15 protein-coding genes are annotated in these 13,649 nt (G+C 73.0%); all 15 read right to left on the reverse strand.

The annotated features are described in order from the left end of the window. Window positions 1–4 precede the first annotated feature (4 nt). On the reverse strand, window positions 5–718 hold the full coding sequence (locus ASC99_RS07600; RefSeq protein ID WP_057229703.1) for a hypothetical protein: 714 nt from the start codon (window positions 716–718) through the stop codon (window positions 5–7). 255 nt (window positions 719–973) lie between these two features. Beyond that, entirely contained in the window at window positions 974–1,633 is a 660-nt protein-coding gene (locus tag ASC99_RS07610; RefSeq protein ID WP_157531420.1) for a hypothetical protein, read from the reverse strand. A gap of 601 nt (window positions 1,634–2,234) precedes the next feature. Continuing rightward, a complete protein-coding gene (locus ASC99_RS07620) occupies window positions 2,235–3,704 on the reverse strand; it encodes a DUF317 domain-containing protein (protein ID WP_057229712.1) in 1,470 nt (489 codons plus the stop codon). Window positions 3,705–3,734: 30 nt separating this feature from the next. After that, entirely contained in the window at window positions 3,735–4,667 is a 933-nt protein-coding gene (locus ASC99_RS07625) for a hypothetical protein (protein WP_057229713.1), read from the reverse strand. A gap of 221 nt (window positions 4,668–4,888) precedes the next feature. After that, entirely contained in the window at window positions 4,889–5,689 is an 801-nt protein-coding gene (locus ASC99_RS07630; RefSeq protein ID WP_057229715.1) for a hypothetical protein, read from the reverse strand. Window positions 5,690–5,703: 14 nt separating this feature from the next. Beyond that, the gene (locus ASC99_RS07635) at window positions 5,704–6,636 is read right to left on the reverse strand and encodes a DUF4259 domain-containing protein (protein WP_057229717.1); all 933 of its coding nucleotides are present in this window, start codon (window positions 6,634–6,636) and stop codon (window positions 5,704–5,706) included. 34 nt (window positions 6,637–6,670) lie between these two features. Beyond that, window positions 6,671–7,195: a hypothetical protein gene (locus ASC99_RS07640; RefSeq protein WP_057229719.1), complete on the reverse strand. Its 525-nt coding sequence runs from the start codon at window positions 7,193–7,195 to the stop codon at window positions 6,671–6,673. Continuing rightward, window positions 7,192–8,010, reverse strand: a complete 819-nt coding sequence (locus ASC99_RS07645; RefSeq protein WP_057229721.1) for a hypothetical protein — start codon at window positions 8,008–8,010, stop codon at window positions 7,192–7,194. The genes ASC99_RS07640 and ASC99_RS07645 overlap by 4 nt, the downstream gene beginning before the upstream one ends. Further along, window positions 8,001–8,705 (reverse strand): HAD family hydrolase, encoded by a 705-nt coding sequence (locus tag ASC99_RS07650; RefSeq protein ID WP_057229723.1) that lies wholly within the window; start codon window positions 8,703–8,705, stop codon window positions 8,001–8,003. The genes ASC99_RS07645 and ASC99_RS07650 overlap by 10 nt, the downstream gene beginning before the upstream one ends. After that, window positions 8,702–9,916, reverse strand: a complete 1,215-nt coding sequence (locus ASC99_RS07655; RefSeq protein ID WP_057229725.1) for an MFS transporter — start codon at window positions 9,914–9,916, stop codon at window positions 8,702–8,704. Before ASC99_RS07655 ends, ASC99_RS07650 begins: the two co-directional genes overlap by 4 nt. Beyond that, window positions 9,913–10,593, reverse strand: coding sequence for a helix-turn-helix domain-containing protein (locus tag ASC99_RS07660; RefSeq protein WP_057229727.1), 681 nt, complete (start codon window positions 10,591–10,593; stop codon window positions 9,913–9,915). The genes ASC99_RS07655 and ASC99_RS07660 overlap by 4 nt, the downstream gene beginning before the upstream one ends. Continuing rightward, window positions 10,590–11,447 carry a DUF317 domain-containing protein gene (locus tag ASC99_RS38320; protein ID WP_057229729.1) on the reverse strand — a complete coding sequence of 286 codons (858 nt, stop codon included), beginning with the start codon at window positions 11,445–11,447 and terminating at the stop codon, window positions 10,590–10,592. The genes ASC99_RS07660 and ASC99_RS38320 overlap by 4 nt, the downstream gene beginning before the upstream one ends. An 8-nt stretch (window positions 11,448–11,455) precedes the next feature. Then, complete coding sequence (locus tag ASC99_RS07670) at window positions 11,456–12,391, reverse strand: winged helix-turn-helix transcriptional regulator (protein WP_057229731.1); 936 nt, start codon at window positions 12,389–12,391, stop codon at window positions 11,456–11,458. 42 nt (window positions 12,392–12,433) lie between these two features. Continuing rightward, complete coding sequence (locus tag ASC99_RS07675) at window positions 12,434–12,781, reverse strand: hypothetical protein (protein ID WP_057229733.1); 348 nt, start codon at window positions 12,779–12,781, stop codon at window positions 12,434–12,436. 13 nt (window positions 12,782–12,794) lie between these two features. Beyond that, entirely contained in the window at window positions 12,795–13,367 is a 573-nt protein-coding gene (locus ASC99_RS07680) for a DUF4913 domain-containing protein (protein ID WP_157531421.1), read from the reverse strand. Between the last annotated feature and the right edge of the window lie 282 nt (window positions 13,368–13,649).

The raw sequence follows: 13,649 nt of genomic DNA on the forward strand, positions 1-13,649 counted from the left end.
CGGTCTACCGGCGGGGTGCAGGAGCGGCGGTGGTACCGGTCGCCGGAGCGGACGGTGGGGCAGCGGGGCTGCCGATGCTCGTGCTGGTCTCGGCCGTGCGCAGGCCGATCGACCGCAGGACGGCCGCCGCCCGTGCCGGTTGGAATTCGTCGATCGAGCGGACGGTCACGTACGGCAGGTGGTGCACCGGGACGGTGCGCACCGACCGGCGAGCCGGGGAAGGGCGGGAGAGCTCGTCGTGGAGCAGGTCGACGAGGTGGGGCGGTGCGCCGGCGGAGAGCGTGACCGACCAGCGGTCGGGGCTCAGCCCGGGACCGGCGATGAACCAGTAGCCCGGCGGATCTGTTCTCGGGTCTGCGGTGTCGGTGGGCTGCGCGGTGCGGGCGGCGAAGCAGGCCAGCCGGTCCGGGGCGCTGTGGAGCTGCGCGTCGGGGCGGTCGAAGGCGATGCTCCACCCGTCCGCAGGTTCCCTGCGGCGGTAACCCGCTGCTGGGTCGGTCGGGCCGAGGACCTGCTCCGGGTTCTCCCGCAGCCCCCGGGCCAGGGCGTCGACCAGGGGGAGGGTGATCTCCTCCGGGGTGTGGGCGGTGACGGCGGCGTGCCACCCGGGGTGGCCCTGGGAGGCGATGTCGATGGTGAGCACGGGGTGGGCGGCGCTGCGCGGCTCGGTCACSAGGGCCCGGCCGCAGGGACTGCGGGCCTCCCGGATGCTGTTCATGTGCTCGACGCGGGTCCAGCCGTGGTCGTTGACCAGCAGCGCGGTGGCGCGGTTGAAGTCGTACGGGCCGCCGGCCAGGTACCGGGGCCGGACGTGGACAAGCGGCGGCGGGCCGTGGGGGTCCTCGGGGATCGGTGCCTCCTGGTGGGGCAGTTGGTAGTCAGCGGGTGCGCCGACACCGGCCGCTCGTTGCGGAGCTGCTGATCGCCATACGGGATCGGGCGGCGCGTGGCGAGGCGGCGGCGTTGGTTCGCGTCAGCGTCCGCGGGCGGGGTCGGGCGGTGTGGGTCCAGCCTGCGGCGGTGCGGCGGGCGGCCCTGGCCGGGAGTGGATCTGGGTGCTTCGTCCGCGGGCGGCGGCGGCCCGGGCGCTGTCCTCCTCGGCGGGGATCGGGGGCAGCGGCTGGCTGGTGTCCTGGGTCCAGTCGCTCGCGGCCGCCCAGGTCTCGAAGCCGCCTTCGCGCAGGGTGTAGGTGTCGGCTCGCATGTCGATCTCCTCGAAGAACACGCGGTACTCGGGCTGGCCGGGGAGCTGCTGGGTGTCGCGGGCGATGGCCCAGGTGTAGAAGGAGTACTGCAGCCGGGCTGCCCACTCGGGGCCGGAGCTGGGAAGGCCCTCCGTGCCGCGCTCGGGGTCGGTGACCGTGTCGTCCGTGTAGTCGTCGCGGATGTCGAAGCGGTCGCCGGACAGACGCAGGCGCTCCTCCAGGTCGGTGGTCGCCGAGTCCGCGGGCGCGACGGCGCCGTCGGACTGCCGGGCGATGACCGTCGGGTCGGCGCCGCGGGCGATGAGCCAGCGCTGTGCGAGAGCGACCAGCGGCTCGCGGGAGTAGTCGAAGCGGAAGGTGCCCGCGTCCAGGTCGCGGTGCACGTGGATGGCCGCGATCTGCGGCAGCCCGGGCACATCCCAGGTCATCGAGCCGTCGTAGACCACGTAGTAGCTATCGGTCGGCTGGGCGGCGTGCGGGGCGGAGCGGTGCTCCTGGGCGAGGGGTCGGAGGCAGTCAAGGACGCGGCTGAGCTGCGACTCGGCGGAGTCGTCCGCGTCGGTGACTGGCTCCAGCTCCTCGACGAGGAAGTCGAGGTCGGTGGCTTCGATCGGGTGTCCTTAAAGCGGGGCGGGCTGGCGGGGAGAAAGTCCGGCGGCAGACAGACCGCGGTACCGGCCGGGCGGATGCGCGGTGGTGGTGCTGGGTGCCTCGTCCGTCGGCGTGGCACTGGACGCCGGGACCGGGGCGGCGGAGGGTGCGTTGCTTCGGACGCGGGCCGCGTGGGCTGCCGGGGAGAGCCGCTCGTCGGCGTCCGGGACGAACGCGTTGACGCTGACGTTCTCGGCGGTGAACCGCAGCGTCCGGAAGGCCCCAGTGCGCAGCAGCGGTTCGGGGTCGGCGAGTTCCCGGGTGAACGCCGCGCAGGGCTGACGGTCACCATGTCGGAGGGGTCGAACCAGTCCTGGCGCTCGATCAGGTCGCGGAGCAGGAGCGGACATAGAGATTTCCGGAAGTGGGGAGCAGTGGTCAGCGGGTGCGTTTGGCCTGTGGGCCGAGGAGTCCGGTGGGCCGGGGGGTGTCGGCGCGGGGGGCAGTGGTGATCACGGCTGCGGCGGGGCTGCGGCTGCGCGAGGCCCGGGCAGCTGGTGAGAGCGTGACGTCGGCCGTCTCCAGACGGACAGCGCCGAGGAACTGCTGCGGGATCCGGTGGGTGTGGCGGTGGACGGGAGCTGGGTCGGATACGGCTGCGGAGAGAGCGCGGACGAGGTGGAGGGGGGTGAGGGGGGACACTGCGGCGCGCCAGCGGTGGCCCGGTGCTCCGGTGACGTCGATGGAGGCTCCCCAGTGCGTGGTCTGTGTGAGGGCGTCGGCGGCCCTTGTGCCGGGGACGAGCCGGCCGTGGGTGATCCGGGCGGTGGCGTGTCCGTCGGGCGAGATCAGGTGAAGGTCGGCGTCGTCGGTGTGCGTGACCCACCCGGCGGCGGTGAGCGGCTGCACGGAGTCGCCGACGCTCATGCCGGGTCCGGGGCCGAACGAGGCTGAGGTGCCGAGGTCGATGTCGGTGGCGAGGGAGTCGGTGAGGCTGTCCAGCCAGGCGGCGGTGATCTCGGGTGGGACCGTGTCGGTGAACTCGGCCGTCCACACCGGGCGGGGCTCGGGCCCGTACGGCCCCACGGTCACCAGCACGCCCTGGCCGGGTCCGCTGTCGGCCCGCGCCCGCCCGCAGGAACTCTCCATCCGCCCGGGCCTGGTCTGGTGCCACAGGGCCGAGGCGTCCGGGAGCGGCGCCGGCCCGGAATTGGTGCCGGCCAGCTGGCGGGGCGAGACGAGCACCCGTTGCGGGGTCCGCGGCTGCATCACCTCGGCAGATATCCGCTGCCGGTGCGCGGTGGGCAACTCGTCGAGCGAGCGCACGGCCGGGCGCAGCAGGGTGGCTGCGGCTGCTTGGAGGAGGACTGCGGGGGTGCGGGAGCTGAAGGTGGTGTTCCAGGTGCCGCGTTCGGCGGCGCCGGTCAGCACGGTGGTGGCGTCGTCGGTGGCCAGGGGGCGGGTGAGGGCGGCGAGGCGGTCTGGGGCCATCAGGATCTCGTGGCCGTCGCGTTGCTGGAATGCCCAGCCGCCGTGGCGCAGTACGCCGAGGGCTGCGTCTTGGCCGGGCAACGGGTACGTGAGCTGCAGCGGCCAGTGCTCGAGTCCGTGGGCGAGGGTGTAGAGGAACGAGGCCGCGATCTCGGAGGGCGCGTGGTCGTCGAAGGTGGCGCTCCAGCGGTGGCGGGTCCGGTGGGGGCTGGGCGCGGTGACCTCCCACCGGGCCGGGTCCGGCCGCCAGGCCAGGAGCGCCTGCCGGTCGGGGCTGGCGAGCAGGATGGCGTCGCCGGCCGACGGTGGGGTGGTCCAGCCGAAGTGGGTGACGAGGTTGAACGCGAAGTCGCTGTCGCCGCGGCCGGCCAGGTGGAGCGGGGAGAGGAGGGCATGGTCGGCGGGGGCAGTGGGCACACGGGTCTTTCTGGGCAGGGGCCCGGCGGGTCAACGCCGTGGCGCGGAGGTGGCGGAGGTGATCGGCGGCGCCGGTGTCGACGACGTGACGGCCGCGGTGAAGGAGAGGAGCCGGGTTCGGGCGCGGGCTGCCTCGGTCCGGGGCGCGGGTGGTGGCTCGTCGAGGGAGTCGGCGGCGCGGCGCAGCAGGGCGCAACTCTCCGCCGGGGACCGCTCGGACAGGCGGCGCAGCTGGTGAGGGATGCCGGGGTCGAACAACGAGCGGTTGTCGACGCCGGCGGCCGCCAGAACGGCCTGCACGGCAGCCGCCTCGAACAGGGGCGCCAAGTCGTAGTCGAACTCGAAGCGGTCACAGATGTATTCGCCGCCGCCGGCCAGCACCTCGGCGAGGCCGGAAGGCTCGTCCGCGACGCGGAGCTCGGCGACGAGCAGCAGGGTGCGCACGGCGTTGCTCAGCAGGGCGGAGTCGGCGTCCTGGCTCGTGAAGGGCAGATCGGCGGTGGAGTTGATGCGCTCCAGGACCTGGTGGATCGCCTGGGTGTAGCGGGGCAGGAGCCTTTCGCTGATCGCGGCGGCTGCGCGGGCCGGGTCCGGGTCGACCGCGATGCCGTGCGGTGCCAGGTCCTCGTGGTCGTAGGCGGAGCCGAACGCCTCGGGCAGCAGGGCGGCGACGATGTACTGGCCGGTGTGCGGGCGCGGGCGGGGCAGGACGAACAGCTCGCGTCCGCCGGGACCGCGCAGGAGCCCGGCGGAGTCGTAGACGAATTCGCCCAGGGCCCAGGAGGCGTGGGCGAGGTCCCACAGCCGGGCGTCCATCTCGCAGCGGGCGCCCGAGGTGGCCAGGGAGGCGGAGGACGCTGTCCACTGGCCGGGCAGGCGCGGTGCGAGCGCCCCGGTGAAGGTGGCCAGAGCCTGGTCGGGCCTGGAACGGCGGTCTGGGGGTGCGGAGTTGGTGCTGCTCAACGGTTCCTCATGGCTGGGGGCGGCTGGTCGGGCAAGCCGGTGCCGGGCCAGGAAATCGACAACTGACTGAGGTTGTGGATTTGTGCGGCCATCGGTTGTCGAGGTCGGCCTGTCCCGGCCGGGTGTCGGGTGCGTCGGGTGGGTGGCGGTGCCCCGGCCCGGCGGCGTGTTGTCGGCGAGGCACGGTCGCAGGCGCGGAACTGCTCGGGCCGGAAGCGCGGTCAGCGGCCAGGGCGCTTGGGCGTGGGTGCCTCGGTTGCCAGCGCGGCGCCTGCGGAGGGTGCCATCGTGTCGATGGCAGTGCTGCGGGCTCGGCCCCGGGCGGTGGAAGCAGCCACCCGATCGGCCGGGAAGTACGTGCTGTGCCAGTCGCCGAGCGCGTCGTACACGCCGCCCAGGCGCCTGAGAGCGACGATCGCGGCATGAGCGTCATCGCTCCCCCGCCCGGCCTCGTCGGCGGGCGCGGACAGCGGCAGGTGGTTGGCAAGTTCCGTGGCGCCGGCGGTGTGCAGTGCGGCGGCAAGGGTCTGTCGGGAAGCCGGGGCATCCCGCAGTTGCTGGACTGCCGTGAGGGTGGCCGGGGAGGCGGCGAGGTGCATGACCCGCTCGATGGTCATCGCGACGGGCTGGGCCATCGCCGGGTCATTAAGGCCGAGGGATCGGGCGGCCAGGACTGCAGTGGTCCAGGCCGGCCACAGGTCGCGGCCGGCCTCGGTGCTGGCCTGCCGTTCGATGTTGTAGTTGCCGGTGTGGGCGAGAAGCCGGATGTCCTGCAGGCGTCGCAGGTGGTCCTGGACCTCGCCCGGCGGGATGTCCTCGATGGCAGGTCCGCCGTTCGGTCGGGCCTCGGGGTGCATCTCGTAGTAGCGGGCGCCGAGCAGGACCCGGATGGTGCCGGGCGGTGCCAGCAGCTGCAGGGCGTGCTCGATGTGCGGGTCGGGTGTGGTGGTCAGTTGGAGTTCCTGGGGCCGGGCCGGTGGGTGGGAGCGGAAGGGTGGGGGCTGCGGGGGTGGCGGCTGCAATTCGCTTACGGGGGTCAGCGGTTGCGTGCTGCAGGAGGTGTGGTGGTCGGCTGGAGTGGCGGAGCCGTTGTGGGAAGTGCGGCGGGGGCAGCGGTGGTGCGACCGCGGGCGGAGGCGACCCGTTCGCTGACGGTGGGCGCCGGGGACAGCTCTCGGTACAGGTCGATCAGGCCCGTCAGGTGCTGGTGGCGTTCGGCGCGTGCGGCCAGGGGCCTGCTGAGCACGGTGTGGAGCATGAAGGCCGGCACGTCGCCCGAGTGGAGCTCGCGGATCTCGCCGTCGGCGAGTGTCTGGAGCTGGCGTCGGACGGCGTCCAGGCGGGTGAGGGCGGTGTCGACGGTTTGGAGCAGCTCCTTGTGGGCGTCGTCGAGCCGCAGCGCCGCCTGGTTGAGCTGCCGCACGAGCAGGCCACGGGGGCCGCTTTCCCCTGCGCCGGGCAGGGTCCGGATGCGGTTCACCCCGAGCGCCTCGTGGACCGTGCGGGTGCCGAGTTCGTGGGCCAGCAGCGGCTTGGGGACGTAGGCGACGGTGTACGGGGTCGTCGAGTCGAGGACGGTGCGCAGGCCCTCGATGCCCTCCAGCCACTGCTCGCCCCGGTCACGCGCACCGGCACAGGTCCAGCCGTCGACGTGGCGTTGTGCGTCAAGCAGCACGAGGTCGAGCGCGGCGGATGCCACCCGGCGCAGGCGCGCCGGCAGCTCGGGGATCAGGTCCTGCGGGCCGTAGCCGGAGGTGACGGGCAGGCCGCCGGGGCACTGTGCGGCGACCAGTGCGGCGGCCGCGATGGCCTCGTCCATGAGGTAGTCGTCCGGGTCGGACGCGCCGGTGTACCGGGTCAGGCGGTGCTCGATGACGATGTGGCGTTCGCCCGCACGGGCGAGGTCGACCTCGCTGGCGAACTCGCTCGCGTGGTCACTGTCGAACGGGCCGATGCCCCAGGAACCCATCGGGCGGATACTCCTCTGTTCGTCGGGAAGGCGGTCAACGGCGGGCGTTGTTTGTGCTGGCGGGTGCGGGCGGGCCGGCGGCCGCAGTCGCGGCCGTGGAGACGGCGTCCGGCGATGGGGCGGCGCTGGTGCGGGCCAGTGCGGCGTCGCGTCGCACCGTGTCGGCGGGCTCGTTGGCCTGCCGGTAGAGGTGGATGGCCATGCCGAGCTGCTCGACGGCGAGGTCGTAGCGGGCGGCGAGCGTCTCGATGTCGCTGCCGAGGGTGCGCAGGACGCCCCAGGACTGGATGTCGCGGTGGTCGCCGTTGCGTGTGCGGGTAAGGCGCGTGATCACGTGGTCGGCGTTGCGGCGGAGCTCGTCGTCGAAGTTGTCGACGCGGTGTGCCTGCCGCTCGACCAGGCGGGCGAGGGTGCGCAGCTCCCCCGGTTCGGGGTGCCGGTCCGGGAGTCCGTAGGTGTCGAGGCCGAGGCGGTCCAGGACGAGCAGGCGTCCCGCGAAGGCGGGTCTGCCGTCGACCAGGCGCGCCGGTGCCGGACCGCTGGCGGGGTTCTTGGTCATCGTGCTCCCGGGGTGGTGCGAGGCGGGTGGACGCTGACCGGCGGCGTCGGGCCCGCGTTGCCTGGCAGTGAGATGGGCAGGGGGGTCCGGGCCGGGGAGGTTCCCGCGAGGGAGGCGCGCAGGCGGGCACCTGCGTCGGTGAGCCGGAGCTTCTGTCCGAAGTACAGGTTCGTGCTGGTGTCGCGCACGATGAGTTTGCGCTCGATCAGGGAGTTCACCGACGCGGGACTGAGGCGCTGGCCCCCTGCGCTGATCTTCGTGCCCTGGCGGATGCTTGTCTCGCGGACGGTGACCGTACCGAGGGCGACGGCGTCCAGGACCTGCTTCTGCGGGTCGCTGAGTTTCGCCTCCCGGCGCGGCGGTGAGTTGGTGCGGGCCTTGCTCTCGGCCTCCGCGGCGGGCGGTGGGCTGGAGGCTGCGGAGGTGAGGACCTTGTGCAGTTCGGTGAGGGCCTCCAGGTGCTGGTGGAGCTCGGCGCGGCGGGCGACGAGGAGGTCCAGCGACTGGGCGGTGCTGCCGAGCACGCCGTGAGTCTGCGGCAGATCGACGTCCGCACCGTCGATGACGCGCTGCATGTCACGCCGGATGCTGGAGGCCAGCGCCACCAGGTTCTGCTGGACGTGGTCCAGGCGGCGGGCGGTGCGGTGGACCTCGCTGGTCAGGCGGCCGAGCGGGGTGTCGTCCTCGTCGTGCCAGCCGGGCGTTGCCGTCAGCCGCTCGACGCCGAGGGCGCGCAGGACCAGCGCGGTGCCGACCCTGGTCGGGTCCGCAGTGGGCCGTGCAGGAGCCGGTGGATCCGGCTGGGTCACCGCCACGGGCGGACTCCCTGGCGTTCGGCGACGGCGGCGAGCCCGGCGTGGACGGCTTCGTCGAGGGTGCTGACGACCGGGACTCCGGCGCCTGCCAGGCGTTCGGCGCTGTGCAGGCCGCCGCTGTACAGGACGGGGACGGCGCCGACCGCGCGGGCGGCGACCGCATCGTCCGCACTGTCGCCGATCACGACCACGGTGGCCGGGTCGACGTTAGGGCCGAGCGCGGCCAGGTGCGCCGTCAGAGCGGGGGCTTTGCTGGTGGCCGAGGGCCCGACGCGGCCGTCGACCCGGTCCAGCAGCCCGGCGATACCGACCTGGTGGACCTCGCGCAGCAGCCGCTCGTGCGGGGCCAGGGAAAGCAGGGACTGGCCGATGCCTCGGGCGCGCAGGGTCATCATCCACGACCGGGCTCCCGCGGTCAGCCGGACCGGACGCTGGTCGAGTACGGCGAGGAAAGCGGCGTCGTTGGACTCCCACTCCTGGTCGCTGATCGTGCGTCCGAGGAGGTGGTCGTAGAACGAGCGGATCGGCACCCGGTGCTGGGAGCGGTAGGTGTCCACGCTGACCGGCTTGCCGCCGAGCGCGGGCAAGGTGGCGTTGAGGGCGGCGACGTGGTCGTCCACGTCATCGCGGACGGTGCCGTTCCAGTCCCAGACGATGCGTGCGGTGACAGGGGAGGTGGTGGTGCGGTGGGTCAAGCGGTCTTCTCCACAGTGAGGTTGGCGGGGGCGATCAGGTCGCCGCGGGTGAGCAGGAGGGCCGTGGCGAGGGCGGCGGCGAGCACCGGGACAGCAGCAACGGCGGTGGTGCCGTGGTCGGCCAGGTGACCGGCCAGGGCGGAACCCAGTGCCTGGCCCAGGCCGATCACCGCGATCAGCCAGGCGGCGGCCTCGGTCGCGGTGCCCGCGGGCGCGAGGCGGTCGCAGACGATGAACGTCACGGTCAGCAGCGGAGCGAGGTAGAGGCCGGGACAGAAGCTGAACACGAGGGCCAGGGACGGGGCGGTGACCAGCGCCAGTGGTGCGAAGCAGACGGCGTATCCGGCGGTGGCGTAGAGCAGTTGCCGCGCCAGCGGGACGGGCCACGGGATGCGGGCGTATGCGATGCCGCCGATCAGGCTGCCCACCGACAGGGCTGCGGGCAGGAGCCCGGTGAGCCAGCTGCTGGCGGTCAGGTCTGCGAGCGCCAGGGCCAGGACGTTGAACGCTCCGAGGCTGACACCGAGGCAGAGCATCGCGGCGAGCAGGAGCCGCAGGCCGGGTGAGCGCAGCGGGCCGCTCCAGTGGACGGCCCGGCGGGAGGGTGGTTCCCAGGAGGCCGGCGCCCGGGTGGCGACGGCCACCGTCCCCAGCACCCCGAGGACGCCGCAGGCCCACAACGCCGCTGCGGGAGATATGAGTTGGGACAGTGCGGTTGCCACGAGCGGTCCTGCGAGGAAGACCAGTTCCTGGCTGGTGCTGTCGAGGGTGTAGGCGATTCGCAGTTCGGCCGGGCCGGTGACCAGGCGTGGCCACAATGCGCGAAGTCCCGATTCCAGGGGTGGAGTTGAGGCCCCGGCGAGCACCGCGAGGGTTGCGGACGTGATCGGATCGGCGGCCACGTCGATCATGGCGAGTGCGGTGAAGGTGGCGAACGCCACTGAGCCCGCGATTGCGGCGACCGGCCCCAGGCGGGTGCGGTCGACGAGACGGCCGAGCAGAGGCTGGGCGATTGCGCAGGCCAGTGCGTACAGAGCGGCCAGGGCACCACCGAGGGCGATCCCTCCGCCCCCGGCCCGTACAGCGAGCAGCAGGGCGATGGGAGCCATCGCGGTCGGCAACCGGCCGGTCAGGGTGCCTGCGAGCAGGGGGGTGACGTGTGGGGCGGTCAGGACGTGGCGTAGTGAGGTGCGGGCGGCGGAGGTGGTCACGGGCTCCAGACGGGTGGTCGGTCGGCGGTGCGGGCGGTCAGCGGCCTCCGGGGGTGCTTCTCGCGCGGCAGGGTGGCGCGTGGGGGTACGGGCTTGTTGCCGGGGCCGGGAGCGGCGTTGGTGACGTGGGCGGCGAGACGTTTGGCGATCTCGTCGTGCTCACGCCTGGCCTGCTCCAGCTGGTCCTTGGCCGCCTGCTCCAGAGCGCGGGCGTTTCGCCACGCCAGCTCCGCCTTCTGAACGCGGTGGCGGGCAGCCCGCAGCGCGTAGCCTCGTTCCTGCGGGCCCTCCACGGCCTCGGTCATGAACCGACCCGCCGCAACGTCGAGCGTCTTGGCCAGAGCGACGACCTCGTCGAAGCGGACCGGGCGGCTGCCGTTCTCGATCTTGGCGATCTGGGTCTGGTGGAACTTGAAGCCAAGCCGGGTCATGCGCTCGGCCACGTCCTGCTGGGACAGTTGGGCAGCTGTCCGCAGGATCTTCAGATTGTGAGCCACCAGGTCCTCGCCCTCCAGCGGCGTGACGCGCTGGGCCGTGTGGGTGCCCTCAGAGAACGGTGACGTCAGCAGGTCCTCCGGCTGGGGTGCGATCCGGTGGTGGGGGCCGGCGAGGTGTGGATCAGGGGTGGCGGGCCCGGTCACGCGCGTGGACGGCGGCCCGGTGCCGGTCGCGGTCAACGGCTTCTCCGGGCGGGTGCGGGCACGGCCGGGACGTGGGTGACGACAGGGGCAGCGGCACCGGCGACCCGGGCGGCAGGCGAGAGGCCGCGGGCGGTGTCTGTCCGGTCGGGATCCGGGCCGACATCCAGGAAGCGGCGCAGCGCGTTGGGCAGGTCGGCGGAGAAACGCCGGACCGGGGACTCGGCGGCCAGGGAGCCGACGACGGCCTCGACGAGCTGCTCGGGGCAGTCGCCGACCAGCTCGGCCTCCCAACCCTCGCCGTCCATACCCACGGTGATAAGCCAGGCCCTCCCGCCGGGATGGCAGAGGACTTCGGCGAGACGGTCGGGCGAGGTGACCCGCGCGATGCCGTCGCCGGGGGCGTCCGCCCCTTCCCAGCCGGCCTCGGCCAGGCAGTAGAGAGCGTTGTCGCGATCGGCGGGATCGGGTGTGCCGTCCTGGCTGGCGGAGGAGACCTCGACCAGGGCCTCGGCAGCTGAGGCGAGGACCTCGTCGGGCGTCTGCGCGCTGAATACGGCCCGCCAGCTGGGGCCGTGGGCGGTGAGTACCTCGCGCTGGTACGAGCGGTCGGTGCTCTCGTGGAGGAGCACACGCAGGTCGCCACTAGTGAAGGCTGCCGTCTTGCCCTGGTCGGTGCGGGTCCAGGACGCGGCCTGCAGTACGCGGCGGGCCCGGACGAGGGAGGTGTAGGTGCCAAGGGCAAGGTAGGCGGGCCGGACCCCTACAGGCTTGGCGTGGTACCAGGTGGAACCCGGCAGAGGCGCCGTGACGCGCTTCCTGGGCTCGCTCTCGGCCGGGCGGCGCGGCCTGCGGGCGGGCGCGGAGCGATCGGGGGAAGTCGTGGAATCCATGGGTGTCCTCAGCGTCGCTGCGTGGCAGTGGAGTTGGCGAAGAGCGGTGCGGGCTGGGGGATGGGATCGTGGCTGAAGCTCAGGGCGGTGGTGGCCGAGCGCAGGCCGGCGGCGTTCGACCGGAGCGCGGCCCTCTCCGACGGCGAGGTCCCGTCCGCGGCAGGCGCGACCTGGGCCGGAGCGGACCTGGCCGGCGGGGCCGTCCGGGACTGCGCCACGGGCGTGGGCATCACGACGGTGGGCCGCGGAGCCGGGGCCACCAGGGTGGCGCTGCTCGTGCTCGCACGGCGGGTGGTCGCCTCCGCGCGGGACTTCGGCAGGTGGCGCTGGGACCACCGGCCGATGGCCTCCAGCGGTTCGGCCAGTGCCTTGCCCGCCGCGGTCAGCCCGTACATGTAGTTGCGGGGCTCGCCGGTGCGCCGGACGAGACCGGCCTTCTCCATCTGGGCGAGCCGCTGGTAGAGGTTGCCCGGGTTCATGTCCTTGGGCAGCGCGTCTTCGAGGATCTCGCTCGGATAGGCCGGTTCCCCGTACGCGGCCAGCGCCATGATCGTGGCGGCGGTGTGCGCCTTGTTGAGCGTGGCGAGGGCCTGCTCGGTGTACGCGCCCTGACCGGTGCCGTGCTCGGGGACGCCCTGGTGCGCGGAGGACCAGCGGGTGACGGGGATCTGGACGTACAGCGCCTCGCGGCCGGCGCGGGTGAGGGAGATCAGGGTGCTGCTGTCCTCGCGCTTGCGGGTGATGAGCCCGTCCTCCTCCATCGCGTCGAGACGGTTGTCGACCTGGGACTCGCTCATCCACCGCGACTGGGCCTCCAGCAGCGACTTCGGCAGGGTGCCGTCGGCGCTCTTGAGTAGGCGCAGGATGGAGACGGTGTCCTGCGGGCCGAGGATCGACAGGGCGTTCTGGATGCGCTGGGCCTGGGAGAGCGTGGAGAGGGCCATCAATGAGTCCTTCGAGGTGAGGGGCTGGTCAAAGCGGGGCGGTCAGGATGCCGGGGTGGCTGCGAGCAGCTGCAGGCGGCGGGCCGCGGTGTTGTAGACCTGGTGGCCGCTGCGTGCGCCGGCGGCCACCAGGTAGATCTCGCCGCCGGAGGCGGAGGCGAGCCGGGGCGGGCGTTCCTGGTAGACCAGGCGCCAGCAGCGGTCGCGGTCGAGGTAGATGCGGCGGCAGCCGGTCAGGTCCCACAGGCCGCGTCGGCCGAGGACCGGACCGCGCTGCTGGCAGTTCAGCAGGTGGTGCACGGCGGCTTCCTGCATGCCGCGTGGGAGCTGGTCGAGGTCGGTGAGCGCCGCCGGGTGGGCGTCGAAGTCGAGCAGGGCGGCGGCACTCACGAGCCGTCCTTGGCTAGACGGAAGTGCGGGGGACGCCGGGCCGGGGCAGGGAGGCGGGATCCGTGAACGGCGGATGCGGCAGCAGCCGGTGGTGCGGATGGTCGGGGTTGGTGGTGCACGCCCCGAACGGGCCGTCGGGGGCCCGGAGTTTGAGCAGCAGCGCCTCCAGGTGGTCGCGCTGCCACACCGACGGTCCCGTCGCGCCGGAGCGGGCGTCGGTCAGCTCCTGCCATGCCAGCCAACAGTGGTGGATCCGGGCGAGGGCCTCGTCGTGCTCGGGCCAACTGGTGCACCACGGCCGCCCCGAGGTGATCTCCTGCCCGTACACACCGAGCAGGATGTGGTCCACCCAGGGCACCATCGTGGCCACTTCGGCGGCCAGCGCGTCGTCGTCGAACGCCAGGATCGTCAGCGAGATCAGTTCCTCGGGCTCGTCCGGCGAGCCGACGTCTGCGGACTCCTCCTCGGTGTCGTCGAAGTCCTCCCGGGCGGCCTGGTCGTGCTCTTCCGCGAGGCGCTCGGCCACGATGTCGAGCGAGTCCCGCTCGGCCTGGATGCAGGCGAGAACGGCACTCCACTCGGCCACGGTCTCCGGTGTGACCGCGGGCGGACCGGGCGGATCGGGGGGTGTGAAGGTGGGCAAGGAAGAGCTCCAGGGAATCGGTGGTGCGGTTCGGCGAGCACGACTCTGCCCGCCGACCGTGTCCTTGCTCGGGAGATATCGGGTCGTGTATGGCTTCCCGCAATTCACGCGGATGGCGCGGCATGGTTCCCGCACAGCGCAATTCCGGGTGACAGCAACTGCGTTGCCAGAGCTGCCTGTTGGGGGACGACGCCGTTGCCGAGCGCGGTGAGCTGAGCCGACCGG

The sequence above is a fragment of the Kitasatospora sp. Root107 genome (genome assembly GCF_001424875.1).
In the GTDB taxonomy this organism is placed as follows: Bacteria; Actinomycetota; Actinomycetes; order Streptomycetales; family Streptomycetaceae; genus Kitasatospora.